At 66.8% G+C, this 18,806-nt stretch carries 15 protein-coding genes; 2 read left to right on the top strand and 13 right to left on the bottom strand.

Annotated elements, in window-relative coordinates:
- Nucleotides 1-28 precede the first annotated feature (28 nt).
- The 5 genes from AB4083_RS01120 to acnD all read right to left on the bottom strand — a co-directional run bounded on the left by AB4083_RS01120 (nucleotide 29) and on the right by acnD (nucleotide 8,115).
- Complete coding sequence (locus AB4083_RS01120; protein WP_441605911.1) at nucleotides 29-1,135, bottom strand: OmpA family protein; 1,107 nt, start codon at nucleotides 1,133-1,135, stop codon at nucleotides 29-31.
- Nucleotides 1,136-1,456: 321 nt separating this feature from the next.
- Nucleotides 1,457-2,569 (bottom strand): OmpA family protein, encoded by a 1,113-nt coding sequence (locus AB4083_RS01115; protein ID WP_441605910.1) that lies wholly within the window; start codon nucleotides 2,567-2,569, stop codon nucleotides 1,457-1,459.
- Nucleotides 2,570-2,756: 187 nt separating this feature from the next.
- Nucleotides 2,757-4,220 carry a bifunctional 2-methylcitrate dehydratase/aconitate hydratase gene (locus AB4083_RS01110; RefSeq protein WP_441605909.1) on the bottom strand — a complete coding sequence of 488 codons (1,464 nt, stop codon included), beginning with the start codon at nucleotides 4,218-4,220 and terminating at the stop codon, nucleotides 2,757-2,759.
- A 100-nt stretch (nucleotides 4,221-4,320) separates the two neighbouring features.
- Nucleotides 4,321-5,505 (bottom strand): 2-methylaconitate cis-trans isomerase PrpF, encoded by a 1,185-nt coding sequence (prpF, locus tag AB4083_RS01105; protein WP_441605908.1) that lies wholly within the window; start codon nucleotides 5,503-5,505, stop codon nucleotides 4,321-4,323.
- Between the two features lie 15 nt (nucleotides 5,506-5,520).
- A complete protein-coding gene (gene acnD, locus AB4083_RS01100) occupies nucleotides 5,521-8,115 on the bottom strand; it encodes a Fe/S-dependent 2-methylisocitrate dehydratase AcnD (RefSeq protein ID WP_441605907.1) in 2,595 nt (864 codons plus the stop codon).
- 344 nt (nucleotides 8,116-8,459) lie between these two features.
- Here acnD and AB4083_RS01095 point away from each other — a divergent pair, with 344 nt between their 5' ends.
- Nucleotides 8,460-9,137, top strand: coding sequence for a TerC family protein (locus tag AB4083_RS01095; protein ID WP_441605906.1), 678 nt, complete (start codon nucleotides 8,460-8,462; stop codon nucleotides 9,135-9,137).
- Nucleotides 9,138-9,336: 199 nt separating this feature from the next.
- Here AB4083_RS01095 and AB4083_RS01090 read toward each other — a convergent pair whose 3' ends face one another.
- From AB4083_RS01090 to prpB, 8 genes are all read right to left on the bottom strand, one after another.
- A complete protein-coding gene (locus tag AB4083_RS01090) occupies nucleotides 9,337-10,671 on the bottom strand; it encodes an acetate kinase (RefSeq protein WP_441605905.1) in 1,335 nt (444 codons plus the stop codon).
- 149 nt (nucleotides 10,672-10,820) lie between these two features.
- On the bottom strand, nucleotides 10,821-11,321 hold the full coding sequence (locus tag AB4083_RS01085) for a hypothetical protein (protein WP_441605904.1): 501 nt from the start codon (nucleotides 11,319-11,321) through the stop codon (nucleotides 10,821-10,823).
- An 8-nt stretch (nucleotides 11,322-11,329) separates the two neighbouring features.
- Complete coding sequence (locus tag AB4083_RS01080; protein WP_441605903.1) at nucleotides 11,330-12,016, bottom strand: C39 family peptidase; 687 nt, start codon at nucleotides 12,014-12,016, stop codon at nucleotides 11,330-11,332.
- A 4-nt stretch (nucleotides 12,017-12,020) separates the two neighbouring features.
- A complete protein-coding gene (locus tag AB4083_RS01075; RefSeq protein WP_441605902.1) occupies nucleotides 12,021-12,431 on the bottom strand; it encodes a hypothetical protein in 411 nt (136 codons plus the stop codon).
- A gap of 57 nt (nucleotides 12,432-12,488) precedes the next feature.
- Nucleotides 12,489-13,415 (bottom strand): hypothetical protein, encoded by a 927-nt coding sequence (locus AB4083_RS01070; protein ID WP_441605901.1) that lies wholly within the window; start codon nucleotides 13,413-13,415, stop codon nucleotides 12,489-12,491.
- Nucleotides 13,416-13,885: 470 nt separating this feature from the next.
- Nucleotides 13,886-14,902, bottom strand: coding sequence for a hypothetical protein (locus AB4083_RS01065; protein ID WP_441605900.1), 1,017 nt, complete (start codon nucleotides 14,900-14,902; stop codon nucleotides 13,886-13,888).
- A 310-nt stretch (nucleotides 14,903-15,212) separates the two neighbouring features.
- Nucleotides 15,213-16,358 carry a bifunctional 2-methylcitrate synthase/citrate synthase gene (prpC, locus tag AB4083_RS01060; protein ID WP_441605899.1) on the bottom strand — a complete coding sequence of 382 codons (1,146 nt, stop codon included), beginning with the start codon at nucleotides 16,356-16,358 and terminating at the stop codon, nucleotides 15,213-15,215.
- 81 nt (nucleotides 16,359-16,439) lie between these two features.
- Nucleotides 16,440-17,327 (bottom strand): methylisocitrate lyase, encoded by an 888-nt coding sequence (gene prpB, locus AB4083_RS01055; protein ID WP_441605898.1) that lies wholly within the window; start codon nucleotides 17,325-17,327, stop codon nucleotides 16,440-16,442.
- 142 nt (nucleotides 17,328-17,469) lie between these two features.
- Between prpB and AB4083_RS01050 the strand changes: the two genes are divergently transcribed.
- Nucleotides 17,470-18,786, top strand: a complete 1,317-nt coding sequence (locus AB4083_RS01050; RefSeq protein WP_441605897.1) for a dicarboxylate/amino acid:cation symporter — start codon at nucleotides 17,470-17,472, stop codon at nucleotides 18,784-18,786.
- Nucleotides 18,787-18,806 lie beyond the last annotated feature (20 nt).

Genomic DNA, 18,806 nt, shown 5'->3' with positions numbered 1-18,806 from the left:
GCTTTTCCACACGACCTTGCGGTCGAGATTACTGCTGGACCTGCAGCTCGGTGCGACGGTTACGGGCGCGGCCCGAATCCGTGTCGTTGCTGTCGATCGGGTCGTTCTTGCCGTGACCGATCGGGCCCTGCAGGCGGCTGGCGTCGACGCCGTGGCCGGTCAGGTAGTCGAACACGATCTGTGCGCGACGCTCCGACAGGCTCTGGTTGTAGGCGTCCTTACCGACCGAGTCGGTGTAGCCGGCAACCGCCACCTTCACCTGCGGGTAACGCTGCAGGGTGTCGATGGCCTGGTCGAGAATGGCGATCGAGTCGGTGCTGGGCTCAGCCAGGGCCTTCTTGATGTCCTTCTCGCCCTTCTTCGGACGGTCGAACTTGAAGTTCACGCCGCGCAGATCGATGACGACCTGCTTCGGGCAGCCGTCCGGACCGACGATCGTGCCAGCCGGGGTACCCGGGCACTTGTCGTCGCAGTCGTTCACGCCGTCACCGTCGCTGTCCAGCTTGGAGCAGTCCGGAGCCGGCGGCGGCGGCGGGGTAGCGGCCACCGGGGCGGACGGCGGAGCGCCGAAGCGCGACACCACGCTGAAGCCCAGGAACCAGTCGCCGTAGCCGTTCTTCTCCGGCTGGGTCTTGTCGTCCCAGTCGTAGCGGTAGCCGGCTTCCGCGCGGATGTCGCTGCTGTCGGTGATCGACTTGGAGATACCGACGCCGAGCTCGGCGGCCGGCGACCAGGCCTTGTCGAAACGGCTGTGGTGGTAGCTGCCCATCACGCCGGCCAGCAGGTACGGACGCCATGCGTCGGCTGCGCCGAAGTAGTAACGGGCGGTCACGCCGTAGTTGTTGCTCGACCAGTTGCCGCCACCGACCTTGGAATCGATGTCGCGCTTGGTGCGATCGATGAACAGGTCGATCGACGTGTTCGGCGCGATGAACTTGCCGACGCCCAGGCCGTAGTAAACCTGACGGCTGTTGGTGTTGCGGTCGGTGTCGTTGTAGTAGCCGCCGACGGTCGGGGCAATGTACCAACGATCATCGAAACCGGCGGATGCGCTGGAGCTGGTGTCCTGCGCGTGAACGGCACCCACGCCGCCCAGGGCCAGGGCAATCAGAAAATACAAGCCCTTACGATTCATCAGGTGTCTCCTCGTTTATTGGTTTTCGCGTCCGTTCCACCCCAGACGGAAATCGCGCGTCAGAACTTCAGGGTTCGACATTCGGGGACCTCATGGTCCCCTGCTTGGCGTTCCTAACAGCAAGCGGCGCAGAGTGTAGCAAAACCGTTAAGAGATACACACGTCCCTTAACAGGTAAACGTGACAGGTTAAGCTTTTGGTGGGTTGTCGTTCAGGCAAATTCGCGTGAAAACGCGGCTCACCGAAAGTTCTTCGCGGATGCCTCGGGGGCAAAAGAAAAGCCCGGCTTGCGCCGGGCTTTTCCAACGACCTTGCGGTCGATTACTGCTGGACCTGCAGCTCGGTGCGACGGTTGCGGGCGCGGCCGGCATCCGTGTCGTTGCTGTCGATCGGGTCGCTCTTGCCATGACCGATCGGACCCTGCAGGCGGCTGGCGTCGATGCCATGCGAGGTCAGGTAGTCGAACACGATCTGCGCGCGACGCTCCGACAGGCTCTGGTTGTAGTCGTCCTTGCCGACCGAGTCGGTATAGCCGGCGACCGTGACCTTCACGTTCGGATAGCGGCCCAGGGTATCGACGGCCTGGTCCAGGATCGCGATCGAGTCGGCGGTCGGGGCGGCCAGGGCCTTGCCGATCTCGCCAGCCTTTACGTGGCCCTTCTTCGGATAGTCGAACTTGAAGTTCACGCCGCGCAGGTCGATCACGACCTTCTGCGGGCAACCATCCGGACCGACGATGGTGCCGGCCGGTGTACCCGGGCACTTGTCGTCGCAATCGTTCACGCCATCGCCATCGCTGTCGAGCTTGGAGCAATCCGGCGCCGGCGGGGGCGGCGCGACCGTGGCCGGGGCAGACGGCGGAGCGCCGAAGCGTGACACCACGCTGAAGCCCAGGAACCAGTCGCCGTAGCCGTTCTTCTCCGGCTGGGTCTTGTCGTCCCAGTCGTAGCGGTAGCCGGCTTCCGCGCGGATATCGCTGCTGTCGGTGATGGTCTTGGAAATGCCGACGCCCAGTTCGGCGGCGGGCGACCAGGCCTTGTCGAAGCGGCTGTGGTGGTAACTGCCCATCACGCCGGCCAGCAGGTACGGACGCCATGCGTCCCACGCGCCGAAGTAATAGCGGGCGGTCACGCCGTAATTGTTGTTGGACCAGTTGCCGCCACCGATCTTGGAATCGATGTCGCGCTTGGTGCGATCGATGAAGAGATCGATCGAGGTGTTCGGCGCAATGAACTTGCCGACGCCCAGGCCGTAATAGACCTGACGGCTGTTGGTATTGCGGTCGGTATCGTTGTAGTAGCCGCCCACAGTCGGGGCGATGTACCAGCGGCCGTCGTAGGTGGGAGTGGCAGCGCTGGCCGTGTCTTGCGCGTGAGCGGCACCTACGCCGCCCAGGGCAAGCGCGATCACGAAGTACAAGCCCTTACGTTTCATCAGGTGTCTCCTCGTTTATTGGTTTTCGCGTCCGTTCCACCCCAGGCGTACGACCCCGCGGGCCATGCCGCCATGAGTCCCGGCCGAAGCCGGCCTTGAAGCCAAACCACCCGAAACGGGCGCAGAGAGCTTAGCAAAAAACAAACAATTCTCCGAACGCCCGTTCAGTTTTTAGCTCACACCGTCTTTACAACGTGAAGAGTCCCAGGAATTCCTGAACAGGCATGGCGTCCAGCCTGGCGAAATCCGAGCTGTCCCGGAGGATGGCTTTGACCTGGTGCCCGGGCAAGTGCCCGCGCAGGGCCGCCTCGAATTTGCTGAGCAGCACCGGGATGCCCTCGGCGCGGCGCCTGCGGTGTCCGATCGGATAATCGACCGTGACCTTTTCCGTACTGCTGCCGTCCTTGAAGAACACCTGCACCGAGTTGCCGATATAACGCCTGGCGGGGTCGAAATAGTCCCGGGTGAACTGCGGGTTCTCGCTCACCGCCATCCTGGCGCGCAAGGCATCGATGCGCGGATCGGCCGCCACCTCGTCGCTGTAATCGTCGGCAGTGAGGCGGCCGAAGATCAGCGGCACCGCCACCATGTACTGGATGCAGTGGTCGCGGTCGGCGTAATTGGCCAGCGGGCCGGTCTTGTCGATGATGCGCGCGCCCGCCTCCTGGGTCTCGATCACCACCTGGTCGATCTGCTCGATCCTGCCGGCAACCTGCGCGTGCAGCTGCATGGCGCACTCCACCGCGGTCTGCGCGTGGAATTCGGCCGGATAGCTGAGCTTGAACAGCACGTTCTCCATCACGTAGCTGCCAAACGGGCGCTCGAAGCGGAAGGCGTTGCCTTTGAACGCCACGTCGTAATAACCCCAGGTGCTGGCGCTCAAGGCCGACGGATAACCCACCACGCCGCGGTGGACCGCATTGATCGCGTGGATCACCGCGCGGCGGCAGGCATCGCCGGCGGCCCAGCTCTTGCGCGGGCCGGTGTTCGGCGCGTGGCGGTAGGTGCGCAGGCTGCCGTTGTCGATCCAGCTGTGCGAGATCGCGGTGACGATCTGCTCCTTATTACCGCCCAGCATCGCGGTGGCCACCGCGGTGGAGGCCAGGCGCACCAGGATCACGTGGTCCTGGCCCACCCGGTTGAAGCTGTTGAGCAGGGCGTAGCAGCCCTGGATCTCGTGGGCCTTGATCGCCCAGCCCAGCACCTCGCGCACGCTCGGCGCCCGGCCGCCTTCGCGCTGCGCCTTGCGGCCGAGGTAGTCGGCCACGGCCAGGATCGCGCCGAGATTGTCGGAGGGGTGGCCCCATTCGGCCGCAAGCCAGGTGTCGTTGAAGTCCAGCCAGCGGATCTGCGTGCCGATGGCGAACGCCGCCTGCGCCGGGTCGAGCTCGTGGCTGGTGCCCGGCACGCGCGCGCCGCCCGGCAGGGTGGCGCCCGGCACCAGCGGACCCAGGTGCTTGACGCACTCGGGAAACTTCATCGCCAGCATCGCCGTGGCCAGCGAGTCCAGCAGCATGTAGCGCGCGGTGTCGTAGGCCTCGGTGGAGTCGATCTGGTCGTCGAGGGCGTAGTCGAGGACGTAGTCGGCGATGTCGACCATCGCCTGATCCGGCGGTGGACGCTCGGCGGAGCGGATGTCATGCGAACTCATGGAGCTCGTCTCCCGGCAACAGGCCTGGTCGCGGCCAGCTGACCATGTCGCCGTGGCAGCGAAGAGTCAACGCCCGCCGCGGCGAACCGCGCCCGCGGACTCAGCCCGCAGGCACCCTCACCCACCCTTCCATCAGCACGCGCGCGCTACGGCTCATCACCGCCTTGGTCACCGTCCACGTACCGCCGACCTGGGCCGCCTCGGCGCCTACCCGCAAGGTCCCCGACGGATGGCCGAAGCGCACCGCATGGCGCTCGCCGCCGCCGGCCGCCACATTCACCAGCGTGCCCGGAATCGCCGCGGCAGTGCCGATCGCTACCGCCGCCGTGCCCATCATGGCGTGGTGCAGCTTGCCCATCGACATCGCGCGCACCAGCAGATCGACATCGCCCGCCTGCACCGGCTTGCCGCTCGACGCCAGGTAATCCGCCGGGCCGGCGACGAACGCCACCTTCGGCGTGTGCTGCCGCGTAGCGATCTCCTCGAGCGAGCCGATCAGCCCCATGCGCAGCGCACCGTGCGCACGAATGGTCTCGAACATCGCCAGCGCCCTGGCGTCGCCGTTGATCGCGTCCTGCAGCTCCGTACCGGTGTAGCCGATCGCGGTGGCCTCGACAAAGATGGTGGGAATGCCGGCGTTGATCATGGTCGCCTTGAGCGTGCCGACACCCGGCACTTCGAGGTCGTCGACCACGTGGCCGGTGGGGAACATCGCGCCGCCTGCGCCATCTTCGTCGGCCGCCGGATCCATGAATTCCAGCTGCACTTCGGCCGCCGGAAAGGTCACCCCGTCGAGCTCGAAATCACCGGTCTCCTGCACCGCGCCGTCCGTCATCGGCACGTGGGCAATGATCGTCTTGCCGATATTGGCCTGCCAGATGCGCACGATGGCGACGCCGTCGCGCGGCAGGCGCGCCGGATCGACCAAACCGCCCGAGATGGCGAACGGACCGACCGCCGCCGACAGGTTGCCGCAGTTGCCGCTCCAGTCGACGAAGGCCTGGTCGATCGACACCTGGCCGAACAGATAATCCACGTCATGGTCCGGGCGAGTGCTGCGCGACACGATCACCGTCTTGCTGGTGCTGGACGTCGCGCCGCCCATGCCGTCGATCTGCTTGGCGTAGGGATCGGGGCTGCCGATCACCCGCAGCAGCAGCGCATCGCGCGCGGCGCCCGGCTGCTGCGCGGCTTCGGGCAGGTCCTGCAGGCGGAAGAACACACCTTTGCTGGTGCCGCCGCGCAGGTAGGTGGCGGGAATGCGGAGCTGGGGAGCGTGAGTCATGGTCATCCGTCTCGCTTACGCGTCCTGTGAGGCTTCGAGGAAATCCTGCGCGAAGCGCTGCAGCACGCCACCGGCTTCGTAGATCGACACTTCCTCGGCGGTATCCAGGCGGCAGATCACCGGCACCTCGACACGCTCGCCGCTGCGGCGGTGGATCACCAGGGTCAGCTCCGCGCGCGGCGTGCGCGCGCCGCTCACGTCGAAGGTTTCGCTGCCGTCGATGCCCAGCGTCTTGCGGTCGGTGCCGGGCTTGAACTCCAGCGGCAGCACGCCCATGCCGATCAGGTTGGTGCGATGGATGCGCTCGAAGCCTTCGGCCGCGATCGCCTCCACGCCGGCCAGGCGCACGCCCTTTGCCGCCCAGTCGCGCGACGAGCCCTGGCCGTAGTCGGCGCCGGCGATCACGATCAGCGGCTGCTTGCGCTCCATATAGGTCTCGATCGCTTCCCACATGCGCATGACCTTGCCTTCCGGCTCCACCCGCGCCAGCGAGCCCTTCTTCACCGCGCCATCGACCACCGCCATCTCGTTGAGCAAGGTGGGGTTGGCGAAGGTGGCGCGCTGCGCGGTGAGGTGATCGCCGCGGTGGGTCGCATACGAATTGAAGTCTTCTTCAGGCAGGCCCATCCGCGCCAGGTATTCGCCCGCCGCGCTGTCGGCCAGGATCGCGTTGGACGGCGACAGATGGTCGGTGGTGATGTTGTCGCCGAGCACCGCCAGCGCACGCATGCCGGTCAGCGTGCGCGCGCCGGCGAGCGCACCCTCCCAGTACGGCGGACGGCGGATATAGGTGCTCTGCGCGCGCCAGTCGTACAGCGGCGCGGCGGTGGTGCCGCCATGGCCGCTGCGCGCGAACATCGGCTCGTAGACCTGGCGGAACTGCTCCGGCTTCACGCTGGAGGACACGATCGCGTCGATCTCCTCGTCGCTGGGCCAGATGTCCTTCAGCCGCACCGCCTCGCCATCAGCGTCGACGCCGAGCACGTCCTGCTCGATATCGAAACGGATGGTGCCCGCGATGGCGTAAGCCACCACCAGCGGCGGCGAGGCCAGGAAGGCCTGCTTAGCATACGGATGGATGCGCCCGTCGAAGTTGCGGTTGCCGGACAGCACCGCGGTGGCATACAGGTCGCGCTCGATGATTTCGCGCTGAATCGCCGGATCGAGCGCGCCGGACATGCCATTACAAGTGGTGCAGGCGAACGCGACGATGCCGAAGCCCAGCTGCTCCAGCTCCGGCAGCAGGTTCGCTTCTTTCAGATACAGCTCCACCGCCTTGGAACCGGGTGCGAGCGAGCTCTTCACCCACGGCTTGCGCGCAAGGCCGCGCGCATTCGCGTTGCGCGCCAGCAAGGCCGCGGCGATCACGTTGCGCGGGTTGCTGGTGTTGGTGCAGCTGGTGATGGCGGCGATGATCACCGCGCCATCCGGCATCTGCCCCGGCTGCTCCTGCCACTGCCCGGCGATGCCGCGCGCGGCGAGCTCCGCCGTGGGCAGGCGCTTGTGCGGATTGGACGGGCCCGCCATGTTGCGCGCCACCGAGGACAGGTCGAAGCTCAGCGTGCGCTCGTACTGCGCGGCGACCAGCGTGTCGGCCCACAGGCCGGCCGCCTTGGCATAGGTTTCCACCAGCTTGACCTGCTCGTCGCTGCGGCCGGTCAGGCGCAGGTAGTCGAGGGTCTGGCCGTCGATAAAGAACATCGCGGCGGTGGCGCCGTATTCGGGTGCCATGTTGGAGATGGTGGCGCGATCGCCCAGGGTCAGGCTGGCCGCGCCTTCGCCACGGAATTCCAGGTACGCGCCGACCACCTTTTCCTTGCGCAGAAATTCGGTCAGCGCCAGCACGATGTCGGTGGCGGTGATGCCGGGCTGGCGCTTGCCGCTCAGTTCCACGCCGATGATGTCGGGCAGGCGCATCCACGAGGCGCGGCCGAGCATCACGTTCTCCGCCTCCAGGCCGCCGACGCCGATGGCGATCACGCCCAGCGCATCCACGTGCGGCGTATGGCTGTCGGTGCCCACGCAGGTATCGGGATAGGCCACGCCGTCCGCCACCTGGATCACCGGCGACATCTTCTCCAGATTGATCTGGTGCATGATGCCGTTGCCCGGCGGAATCACGTCGACGTTCTCGAACGCCCGCTTGGTCCACTCGATGAAATGGAAGCGGTCTTCGTTGCGGCGATCTTCGATCGCGCGATTCTTGGCGAACGCATTCGGATCGAAACCGCCGCATTCCACCGCCAGCGAATGATCGACGATCAGCTGCACCGGCACCACCGGATTGACCTTGGCCGGATCGCCACCGCCGTCGGCGATCGCATCGCGCAGGCCAGCCAGGTCGACCAGGGCGGTCTGGCCGAGGATGTCGTGGCAGACCACGCGCGCCGGGAACCAGGGGAAATCGCGTTCGCGCTTGCGCTCGATCAGCTGCCTGAGCGAATCGGCTAGGATCGCCGGGTCGCAGCGGCGCACCAGGTTCTCGGCCAGCACGCGCGAGGTATACGGCAGCTCGGCGTAGGCGCCGGGCTGGATCGCCTCTACGGCGGCGCGCGCATCGAAGTAGTCCAGCGAGGCGCCGGGAAGAGCTTTGCGGTAGTCGGTATTCATAAGTGTCGAGAACCCTGCAGGGAGACGCCCGACCCGCGTTCGCCAGGCGGCGGCCGCTCATGTCGATGCAAAACCGTCACATTGTAACGAGGGAAAGCCTTTTGCTTAAAGGCTTTGGCTTGACTGGTATGCATGGCCGCATCGACAATGGCCGGCACTAATCCCAAAGGGGAGTAGTTCCGGACACGCTTGCATCGGCGTCCGTGTGGTGGTCGTCATCACGAGCGGAGCACCGCTCCGGTCACTGCAGCGGCTCGGCCGCGAACGAGACTTTTGCGGTAATCACGGGGCTGCGTGCGCCCGTGGTTGCTGCATTCGTCCCGCACGCAGGAACATGAGCTGCCATGGATTTCCTCACCCCCGAATTCTTCTCCGGCCTGATGGCCATCATCCTGCTCGACCTGGTGCTGGCCGGCGACAACGCCATCGTCATCGCGATGGCCGCGCGCAACCTGCCCAAGCACCTGCAGAAGAAGGCGGTGTTCTGGGGCAGCTTCGGCGCGGTGGCGGTACGCGTGGCGCTGACCGCGGTGGTGGTCTACCTGCTCAAGCTGCCCGGCCTGATGCTGGCCGGCGGCCTGCTGTTGCTGCCGATCGCCTGGAAGCTGCTGCGCACGGACGAAGGCGACGGGCACCAGGTGGGCGCCGCGGCGGGTTTCTGGGCGGCGATCCGCACCATCGTGGTGGCCGACGCGCTGATGGGCCTGGACAACGTGCTGGCCATCGCCGGCGCCTCGGGTGGCCACATGACCCTGGTCATCATCGGCCTGGCCATCAGCGTACCGCTGGTGGTGTGGGGTTCCACCCTGATCCTGAAGCTGATCGAGCGCTTCCCGGTGATCGTCTACATCGGCGCAGGCGCGATCGCCTGGACCGCCGCGCGCATGATGGCGCACGACCATCTGCTGCAGCCCTGGTTCGACGCGCACGGCTGGGCGCGCTATGTGCTGGACGTGCTGCTGGTGGCCGCCGTCTGCGGCGGCGGCTGGTATATGCAGAAGCGGCGGGCACGCTTGGCGTAAATCGATGGAAGGCGGCCAAAGCGTGCCGCCCACCCCACCCTCGTCATTCCGGCGCAGGCCGGAATCCAGTGGCGGCGGCGCTGGCTCGAGCGACTACGCCACAAGCAGCGCTTGAGCGGCAACACGACAACCGAATGTTGGCGCTACTGGATTCCGGCCTGCGCCGGAATGACGAATTTGCAGCACCGTCGCGGCGCGCTCAATACGTCATCGGCACCCGCACCGTCACCGTCGCATCCGGCGTATCCCGCGTCACCCCCACGCCCAGCGTGAAATTCAGCGTGCGCTTTTCGTTGAGGCGGTACGAACCGCCGATCAGCAAGGTGCCCAGCACCGACTTCGCCGAACCCGCCACCGTGTGGTTGTTCTGCTTGGTCACGCCCACCCAGCTCTGGTCGTAGCCGATGCTGATCGAGGCCTTCTCGTTCAGCGCCAGGCCCATGCCCACGCTCAGGTCCACCACGTCGCCCACCTTCACCTTGCCCAGCTGCTCCCTGCCCGCCAGCAGCAAGGTGCGGCTGACGTCGTTGCGCGCGAAGTTGTGCAGATAGCTGGCATTGCCGAAGAACACCACCGGGTCGGACGGATACAGCCAGGTCACGCCCGGCTGCACCGAATAGAAGCCGCTGCCAGTCGGCAACTGCAGCGGCAGGCCGGTGCCGGTGGCGTTCTGCACGCAGCGCTGCACGCAGTCGGTGGTCACTTCGAACGGGTCGCGTCCGGTACGCGATTTGAAACGCAGCCACGCCACGTAATAAGCCTTGTCCGCGCCGCCGTCGTTGAGCTGGTAGCGCGCGGTCGCCTCGACGTCGCCCAGCCCATGGCCGCTGGCGCCGAATACGCGGTCGGTGGCGGTGCCGGTGAAGATCTCGCGGCTGATCGTGTCGGTATGCCCGTACACATACGGAATGCGCACCTCCGCTTCCAGGCGGTTGGTGATGCCGTAGCGCAGCGCGATCGCACCGGTCTGGGTGGTGGTCTTCACCTGGCGCACGTCGATCAGGCCGATCAGGATCGCCGGAATGATGGTGTAGCCGACCAGGGCCACGCGGTCCGCCGACGAATAGCCGGACTGGTACGAGGGCTCGACGATCAGCTTGCCGCGCGGCGTCAGCACGCCGGGCTGGTCGAAGATCGGCGCCACCTCGGGCGGCCGCGAATCGCGCTGCGGCGCCTGGCCGACCGGTTGCGTGTCTTCCGCCGCGGCGGCCGTGGCCACGGCGTCGCCCGGCATCGGCAGTGCAGCCACCGAGCTGCCGGCTGCGCGGATATTGCCCGCGCGCTGCCGGTCCAGCACATCCATGCCGACCGCCTGCCGCAGTTCGCGGTATTGCGCTTCCTGCGCGGCCAGTGTGCGCTTCATCGATTCCAGTTGTTCCAGCTGCGCGGCGATCTGGCTGCGCATCGCATCCAGCCGCTCGCCTTGTGCTTTCACCTGCTGGTGCAGTTCGTCCGGCTCCGCCGCGGGCGCCGCTGCGCCCGGTGTCGCAACCGGCGCTGGCGCCTGCTGCGCCGCACCCGTGCCGGCGAGCAACGCGAAGCCCGCCGCTGCGGCGACGTGGCGCCAGCTGCAACGTGCGCGCGATGCCGTGCCCCCTGCCCGATCATGTCTGGTTCCATGGACCCTGATCATTGCTTCTCCCCTTCTTTTGATATGCACGCACTTGATATCCGCGCACTCCGTCAGCGGCCCAGCGGATTGGCCAAGGCCGACTGCAGGCTCTGCCCCAGGTTCAGGCTGCGAAACGCGCTCAGCGTGTTCACCGACACATTGAGCGTGGTGATCGCCGCGATGCGCTGGTTGTCGAGCGTGTTCTGCACCACGGTGGTCGCGGCGTTCTGGCCGAGCGCGGCCGGGTCGACACGGTTGCCGGGCCCGACCTGCACCACCGCCGCCGTGTTGATCGCGCTGGACAACGCACTGGCCTGCGCCGGCGTCAGGTGCGCGACGTCTGGGATCTGCAGATGGGTCGAAGTCACCAAAGTGCCGTCGACGTACACCACGCGATCGAGCCCCAATGAGGCGATCAGGCCCGCACCAAGATCGAAACCGCCGCGCGCGGCATCCAGGCGCGCCTCGCTCACCGGCGTCCACTGCGCGACGCCAGGTTCGTCCGCGTACGCCCGAGGCGCCGCCAGGGCGGTGGAAACCAGCAGCGCCAGGCACAGGCTGGTGCGAAGCATGCGCATGCTCATATGTCCCCCGGCCCACGCTTGGGAATGGTGATGCCGTCCAGGCCGCGCCGGTCGATGCTGGAGCCGAGCGGCGCCAGCGGCGCGGCGCGCCAGTCGGACGGACTGTTGAAGACCGCCAGCGTGCGGCGGTTGTGGATGACGAAGACGAGGCGGTTCTTCCACATCGCCTCGAAGCGCACGCGCGGCAGCGAGCGCGTGCCCAGCGCGGGATCCCCGATCAGCACGCGGTCGTAGAGCAAGCCCTTCACCACCACGAAATGGTGATAGCCGCGCTCGTCGATCAGCACGATCGCCGGCAGGCGTTCCTGTTGCAGCTTGTCCAGCGGCACCTCGAAACCGTCGGCGTCGAAACCGTTGGCGGCGAGATAGCGCTTGATGTCCAGCAGCGAGAAGCCTTCCTTGCCGATCTTGGCGCGGTCGCCGTGCTCATACATCTGCGCGAACGCTGCCTGCTCGTCGACCGGATAGCCGTACTGAAAGGTCAGCAAGGTCGCCACCGCCGCCGAGCCGCAGCTGAAATCGTATTTCTGGCGGATGGTGTTGCGGAAGCGCGCTTCCTTCAGGCTGGTCAGCCGCAGGCTGATGCCCTGCCCCTGCGCGCCCGGCACCGGGATCGACGCGGCCTGCGCCGCGCCGTGCCAGCACAGCGCGGACAGCAGCAGTACCGGCAGCCATGGCTTCATGGCGCTACGGCCGGAACTGCACGTTGATGATGGTGGCGTTCTGGATCAGCACGTTGTTGCCGGTGTTCTGGATCACCATCGGCACCCCGGAGGCGCCTTGGAACGAGCCTGCGCTGATCGAGTTGTAACCGGTCACGACGTCGTCGGCGTGGTTGTTGCTGACCGTGCCATTGAGCGTCATCTTGGCGCTCACGTCGGCGCCGCCGCTCAAGCCGGCGAGCACCTTGCTATCGACGCTCGCGCCGAAGCCGTTGACCTCGTCCGCATGCGGCGCCGCGGCCGTGCGATACGTCGCCGTCGGCGACGCGGACAGATAAGCGGGCGACGACTGCGCCCGCGCCAGGCCAGTCATGCACAGGCACGCTACGGCCACGCCGCATGCGGCCCCGAACATATCGGTGGCGTTCTTCCTCATGGCGGTTCTCCCTTGCGCGAACGTGGCGGGGCGCGAGCCCCGCCACGCGGTTGCACGTCAATGGCCGACGTTGAGGTTGGCTTGTACGTTCACGCTCTGCTGCGTGAGCGCGGCCACGCCGCTGTTCTGCGCCATCACCGTCACGCCCGCCGCCGCTGCCGCGGCGCCTTCCATGTGGTTGGACATGTCGAAGCTGCCGGCGCTGGCCCACGACGCACCGCCCGCCGCGCCTGCACCACCAGCGCCGCCGGCCGCACCACCGCCGGTGCCCGCACCGCCTTCGCCGCCCATGCCGCCCGCGCCCGCGGTCGCATCGGCCGCGCCGCTGGCGCCGCCGGTCGCCGTCGCGCTGCCGCTGGTCGACGTCGACGTGCCACCCGTCGCCGAGCCGCCGGCCCACGCGCCGCTGCCGCCGGTCGAGGTACCGCCGGTGCTGTGGCGGCGGGCATCCGCGCTGGAATCGCCGGAGTTGTCGCCATCACTGCCACCACCCCAGGCGCCCGCGCCCGCCAGCGCGCCGCCGCTGTTGCCCGAGCTGCCGCCCACGCCGCCGCTGCGCGCATGCGCATTGCCGCCGCCGCCGCCGGAACCGCCGCTGCCGCCGTTGCCGTCGCCGCCATAGGCCTCGCCGCCTGAACCGCCGCGCGCGCCGTTGGCGTTGCCCCAGTTCTGCGCGACGTTGCCGATGCCGCTGACCTGGATATCGGTCACCGTGCCGTCGAGCCGGCTGACCGCCACTGCCTTGCTGTTATTGAACGAGTTGGTGACCGCCGAGGTCGCCGTGCCGCCGTTGTTGGCGGATGCCGCGCCCACTGCCGATGCATTCGCATCGCCCATGTTGTTGCGATCGTTGCCCTGGCTCGAATTGGTACGGGTATGCGTCGAGCTGTTGTTGTGCGAGTTGGTCGAGTTGTCGTCTGCCATGGCGGGTAGCGTCAAGCCGATGCCAAGCAGGATTGCCGTGGCGATAAGTGTCTTGCGCATGGACTCTCTCCTACGGAACAGTGGCCCCCTGGTACGCCGAGTTACGCGGCTTCCAGACGTGGCAACTTGCATGCCACCCACTGACGCAGTTTCCTGCTGCGCGAAATCTTCGCGCAGAGTCAATCACTTGCAAGCCTGGAAACCAAACGCGCCGCTGAACGCGATAATGCCGAGCGAGCCCGGCTGCATCACTCCTGTTACGCCGCACAGGCGTGCACCGCTCGATGCGGCGGGAGAAAACCTGGGCACCACCAGTTGCCGCCTGCTCGAAGCGACGCTTCGCTCCGCTGTAACAGCCGCGTTACGCCCTGTGCCTGTGTATCGGCAACAAAGCATCCACGCACCGCGAACAAAACCTACGCGGCGCAAGAACCCATAAAAAAATCCGCGGGCGCCGCAACCGGCGCGCCCGCGAACGAAGACGACATATTGGCTCAGTGCACTGGATTGGCTCAGTGCACCGGGCTGGCTCAGTACACCAGGGTGGTGGCGGAAGTCGTGGCGGTGATGCCGTAGTTGCACTGCGGCGTGGTCGAACCGACCGGGAAGTCCTTGGTCCACGGCGGGTTGGCGATCTGCACCTGGTTCAGGTTGTAGACCTTGATGCTGGTGAAGGCGATCGAACCGTTGCTCGGGTAATGGTTGCAGCTGCTGACGCCATAAGCCTCGAGCACGCCGCCGAAGACCCAGTTCAGCGTGGCATAGGGGTTGGTGGTCAGCGTGGTGCTGGTGCCCTTGGTGACGTCCTTGGACGCGATCTTCCAGGTCGAGCAGGTCACGCCCGCCGCGCAGTTGGAATAAGTGTCGCCGGTGATGCTGTCGCCCACCGACACGTTGATCGGCGAGCTGTGGTACGTGGTGCCGCTCACGCAGCAGTTCCAGCTGGCCATGGTCCAGACGTGGTCGTTATAGCCGTTCCAGCCCAGCACCGGCTGCAGGATCGACTGCACATTGGGCAGCTGTTCCAGGCCGGGGAAGAAATAGATCACCTGGCTGGCGGAGGTGGTCGGATTGCTCGGCACCTTCCAGCTGGCGACGATGCGGCCGATCGCCACGCTGCTGGAATAGTTGGTGTCGATCACCCAGCCGTTGATGGTGGGATTGTGCGCGGCCGGGAAGGTCACCAGGCCGTTCGGTTCGATCCGCGTGCCGTTGAGCGCGAAATGCGCTTGGCCGCACAGCGCCGGCTTGCGCAGCGAACCGTCGACGCGACGGATCTTGCCGTCCTGGTTGAGCTCCTCGCCCTCACGCACTTCCTGCACGCAGGAAGGATCGAAATAGCCATTGGGTGTCACCACGAAATTGCTTGGCACGCCTTGCGGACGCAACTGCTGTTCCATCGTTCCCACCGAAGTGAGGGCGGCGTCGGGCTTCAGCGCAGCCTGCTCGGCCGCCTGCGCGCCTCCGGCCACGGCCAGCACGGACAACACGGCGATCAGCGATGCGCCGATCCAGCTCCGGCGCGTTCTTCCGATGAATCTATTCATGGGTCGCACACTCCTGATGACGGTTTGGATGAAAGCCGTCCTGGCATGGAGCGCGCCCTCGACGCACGCGGCTGCGTGTGCGAAGACAGGCCGCGCGAATGGCCGTCCAAAATGGCCGGGCAAGTTGACACCGAATGCGGATCGCCTGCTGCGACTCGCGCGTACAACCGAGGTGAATGGAAGGCCGCAGGTTCTTCACCGGTCGCAGACGATGCTGACGCGAGCGCAAGAACGTGCGAAAAGCCGTACGCCAGGAACAAAAAAAAGGGAGCCCGCAGGCTCCCTTTCTTCACCGCTCAGCGACCTGCGCTCAGCGCTTTTCGATCGGCACGTAGGCCTGGTCTTCCGGGCCGGTGTAATTCGCGCTCGGACGGATGATCTTGCCGTCCTCGCGCTGCTCGATCACGTGCGCGCTCCAGCCGGAGGTCCGCGCGATCACGAACAGCGGCGTGAACATCGCGGTAGGCACGCCCATCATGTGGTACGCGCTGGCCGAGAACCAGTCGAGGTTGGGGAACATCTTCTTCAGTTCCCACATCAGCTTCTCGATCCGCTCGGACACTTCGAACAGGGTCGGGTTGCCGCCTTCCGTGCACAGCTTGCGCGAGACTTCCTTGATGATCTCGTTGCGCGGATCGGACACCGTGTACACCGGATGGCCGAAGCCGATGATGATCTCCTTGCGCTCGACACGGGCGCGGATATCCGCTTCCGCCTCGGCCGCATTGCGGTAGCGCGCAATGATCTCCATCGCCATTTCGTTGGCGCCGCCATGCTTGGGACCGCGCAGCGCGCCGATCGCGCCGGTGATGGCCGAGTACATGTCCGAACCGGTGCCGGCGATCACGCGTGCGGTGAAGGTCGACGCGTTGAACTCGTGCTCGGCGTACAGCACCAGCGACTTGTCCAGCGCGTGCGCGTGCAGCTCGCTGGCCTTCTTGCCGTGCAGCAGGTGCAGGAAGTGCGCGGCGATCGACTCGTCGTCGGTCTCGGTCTCGATGCGCTTGCCGTTGTGGCTGAAGTGGTACCAGTACAGCAGGATCGAACCGAAGCTGGCCATCAGGCGGTCGGCGATGTCGCGCGCGCCGGTGAGGTTGTGGTCGTCCTTCTCCGGCAGCACCGTGCCCAGCACCGAGCAGCCGGTACGCATCACGTCCATCGGATGGGTGGCAGCCGGCAGCAGCTCCAGCGCGCTCTTCACCGGCGCGGGCAGGCCGCGCAGGCGCTTGAGCTTGGCGCGGTAGGCATTGAGCTCGGCCCAGTTCGGCAGCACGCCGTGCACCAGCAGGTAGGCAACCTCCTCGAAGCAGCCCTTGGCGGCCAGGTCGTGGATGTCATAGCCGCGGTAATGCAGGTCGTTGCCGCTGCGGCCGACCGTGCACAGCGCGGTGTTGCCCGCGGCCACGCCCGACAGGGCGACGGATTTCTTGGCCTTGGGAAGAACTTGCTCGCTCATCGGATACCTCTCCTCAATGCATGCAACGTGGCCGTCCCGTGCGAATGCCGCGCGACGGCCGGGGAAACCGGGCCTGGGGGATCAGCCCTTCTGGTTGGCGAACAGCGCGTCGAGCTTGTCTTCGTAGGCGTGGTAGCCGAGGAAGTCGTACAGCTGCTCGCGCGTCTGCAAGGTGTCGATGATGTTCTTCTGCGTACCTTCGCGGCGCACCGTCTCGTAGAAGTTCAGCGCGGCCTTGTTCATGGCGCGGTAGGCGCCGCAGCAGTACAGCGCGATGTCCACGTTCGCGCTGCGCAGCTCGTCGGTGGTGAAGAACGGGGTGGAACCGAATTCGGTAAGGTTGGCCAGGATCGGCACCTTCACTGCGGCCTTGAAGCGGCGGTAGTCGTCCAGGCTCTGCATGGCTTCCGGGAAGATCATGTCGGCGCCCGCCTCGACATAGGCGCAGGCGCGGTCGATCGCCGCATCGACGCCTTCGGAACCGGCGGCGTCGGTGCGCGCCATGATCACGAAGCCGGCGTCGGTGCGTGCGTCCACCGCGGCCTTCACGCGGTCGACCATTTCTTCCTTCGGCACCACTTCCTTGCCGGGACGGTGGCCGCAACGCTTCTGTCCGACCTGGTCCTCGATATGCACCGCGGCCACGCCGATATTGATGAAGGAGCGGATGGTGCGCGCGATATTGAAGGCGCCGCCCCAGCCGGTGTCGATGTCCACCAGCAGCGGCAGCCCGGTGGCGTCGACGATGCGGCGCGCGTCGGTGAGCACGTCTTCCATGGTGGAGATGCCCAGGTCCGGCACGCCCAGCGAATTGGCCGCGACGCCGCCACCGGACAGGTACAGCGCCTGGTAGCCCACGCGCCTGGCCATCAGGCCGGCGTAGGCGGTGATGGCGCCCATCACCTGCAGCGGTTGTTCCTGGGCGACGGCGGCGCGGAAACGGGCGCCGGGGGATGCGTGCTGGGTCATGGAGCCTCCGCGTAAAGCGGCGATTTTAGCGCGCCGAGCCGGCCCACCCCTTGCTGCAGCGCGTCAAAGATCGCGCCAATCGGGTACCGCAACCGTCGGTTTGCGCATCGCCGGGCGCCGCATGGCTACCTACATTGCTTGCATGAGTACCTCGAACCGACTCGCCACGCGCATCCTCCAGGGCCTGCTGGCCGGCGTCGTCGCCGCCGTGCTCACGCTGGCCATCGGCCGCTTCCATCCGGCCAGCCTCAAGGCGATGCAGGCCTTCGCCAGCGCGGTGCTCGATCCACTCGGGCAGGTGTTCCTGCGCCTGCTGTTCTTCGTGGTGATCCCGCTGGTATTCGCCTCGCTCGCTTCGGGCGTAGCGCAACTGGGCCGGCTGGGCCGCCTCGGGCCGCTGGCCGGGCGCACTTTCGCGCTGTTCGCGGCCAATATGCTGATCGCGGTGGCGCTCGGCCTGCTGATGATGAACCTGCTGCAGCCCGGCCATCAGCTGGAACCGGGTTCGCGCGAGCGGCTGATGCAGGAGTACGGCGGCAGCGCGCACCGCGCGGTGGAACGCCAGCAACAGCAGCCGGGCATGAGCCTGGCCACCCTGGTCGAGATGTTCATGCCGCGCAATCTGTTCGGCGCCTTCGTCGGGCACGAGCGCGGCGTGCTGGGCGACGTGCTGCCGCTGATCCTGTTCGCCATCCTGGTCGGTGCGGCCGCCACCGTGCTGGACGAGGACAAGCGGCGCAAGCTGCAGGCCGGACTGGACCTGGTCAGCGAGCTGATGACCGGGATCGTCGGCTTCGCGCTGCGGCTGGCGCCGATCGCGGTGCCGGCGATGATCTATAGCGTGATCGTCAAGATCGGCATCGACGCGCTGCTCACCCTGGCGGTGTTCGCCGCCGGCTGCGCGTTCGCGCTGATGCTGCATCTGTTCGGCACCATGTCGCTGTGGCTGCGCCTGCTGGCCGGCCGCGCGCCGCTGGCTTATTTCCGCCAGGTGCGGCCGGCGCTGATCACCGCGTTCTCCACCAGTTCCAGCAGCGCCACCCTGCCCGCCTCGCTGGCGCTGGCGCGCGACGAACTCAAGCTCTCGCCCAGCACCGCCGGCTTCGTGCTGCCGCTGGGCGCGACCATGAACATGAGCGGCACCGCGCTGTTCGAAGGCTGCGTGGTGCTGTTCGTGGCGCAGGCGTTCGGGGTGGAGCTGGCGCTGGGCCAGCAGTGCGTGCTGATGCTGCTGGCGGTGCTCAGCGCGGTGGCGGTGGCCGGCATCCCCGGCGGCTCGATGCCGCTGATCGCCGGCCTGCTCGCCACCTTCGGCGTGCCGCCGGACGGGATCGGCCTGGTGCTGGGCGTGGATCGCATCCTGGACATGCTGCGCACCACCGTGAACGTGGGCGGCGACCTGGTCACCGCCACCGTGGTGGACGCACGCACCGGCAACCCCGGCACCGCCGACGCCTGATCCAGGCTCGCGGTTTTGTC

Source organism: Dyella sp. 2RAB6 (assembly GCF_052115385.1).
In the GTDB taxonomy this organism is placed as follows: Bacteria; Pseudomonadota; Gammaproteobacteria; order Xanthomonadales; family Rhodanobacteraceae; genus Dyella_D.
Note: the sequence above shows the minus strand (reverse complement) of the source record. Positions and strands in the feature narration are given on the sequence as shown.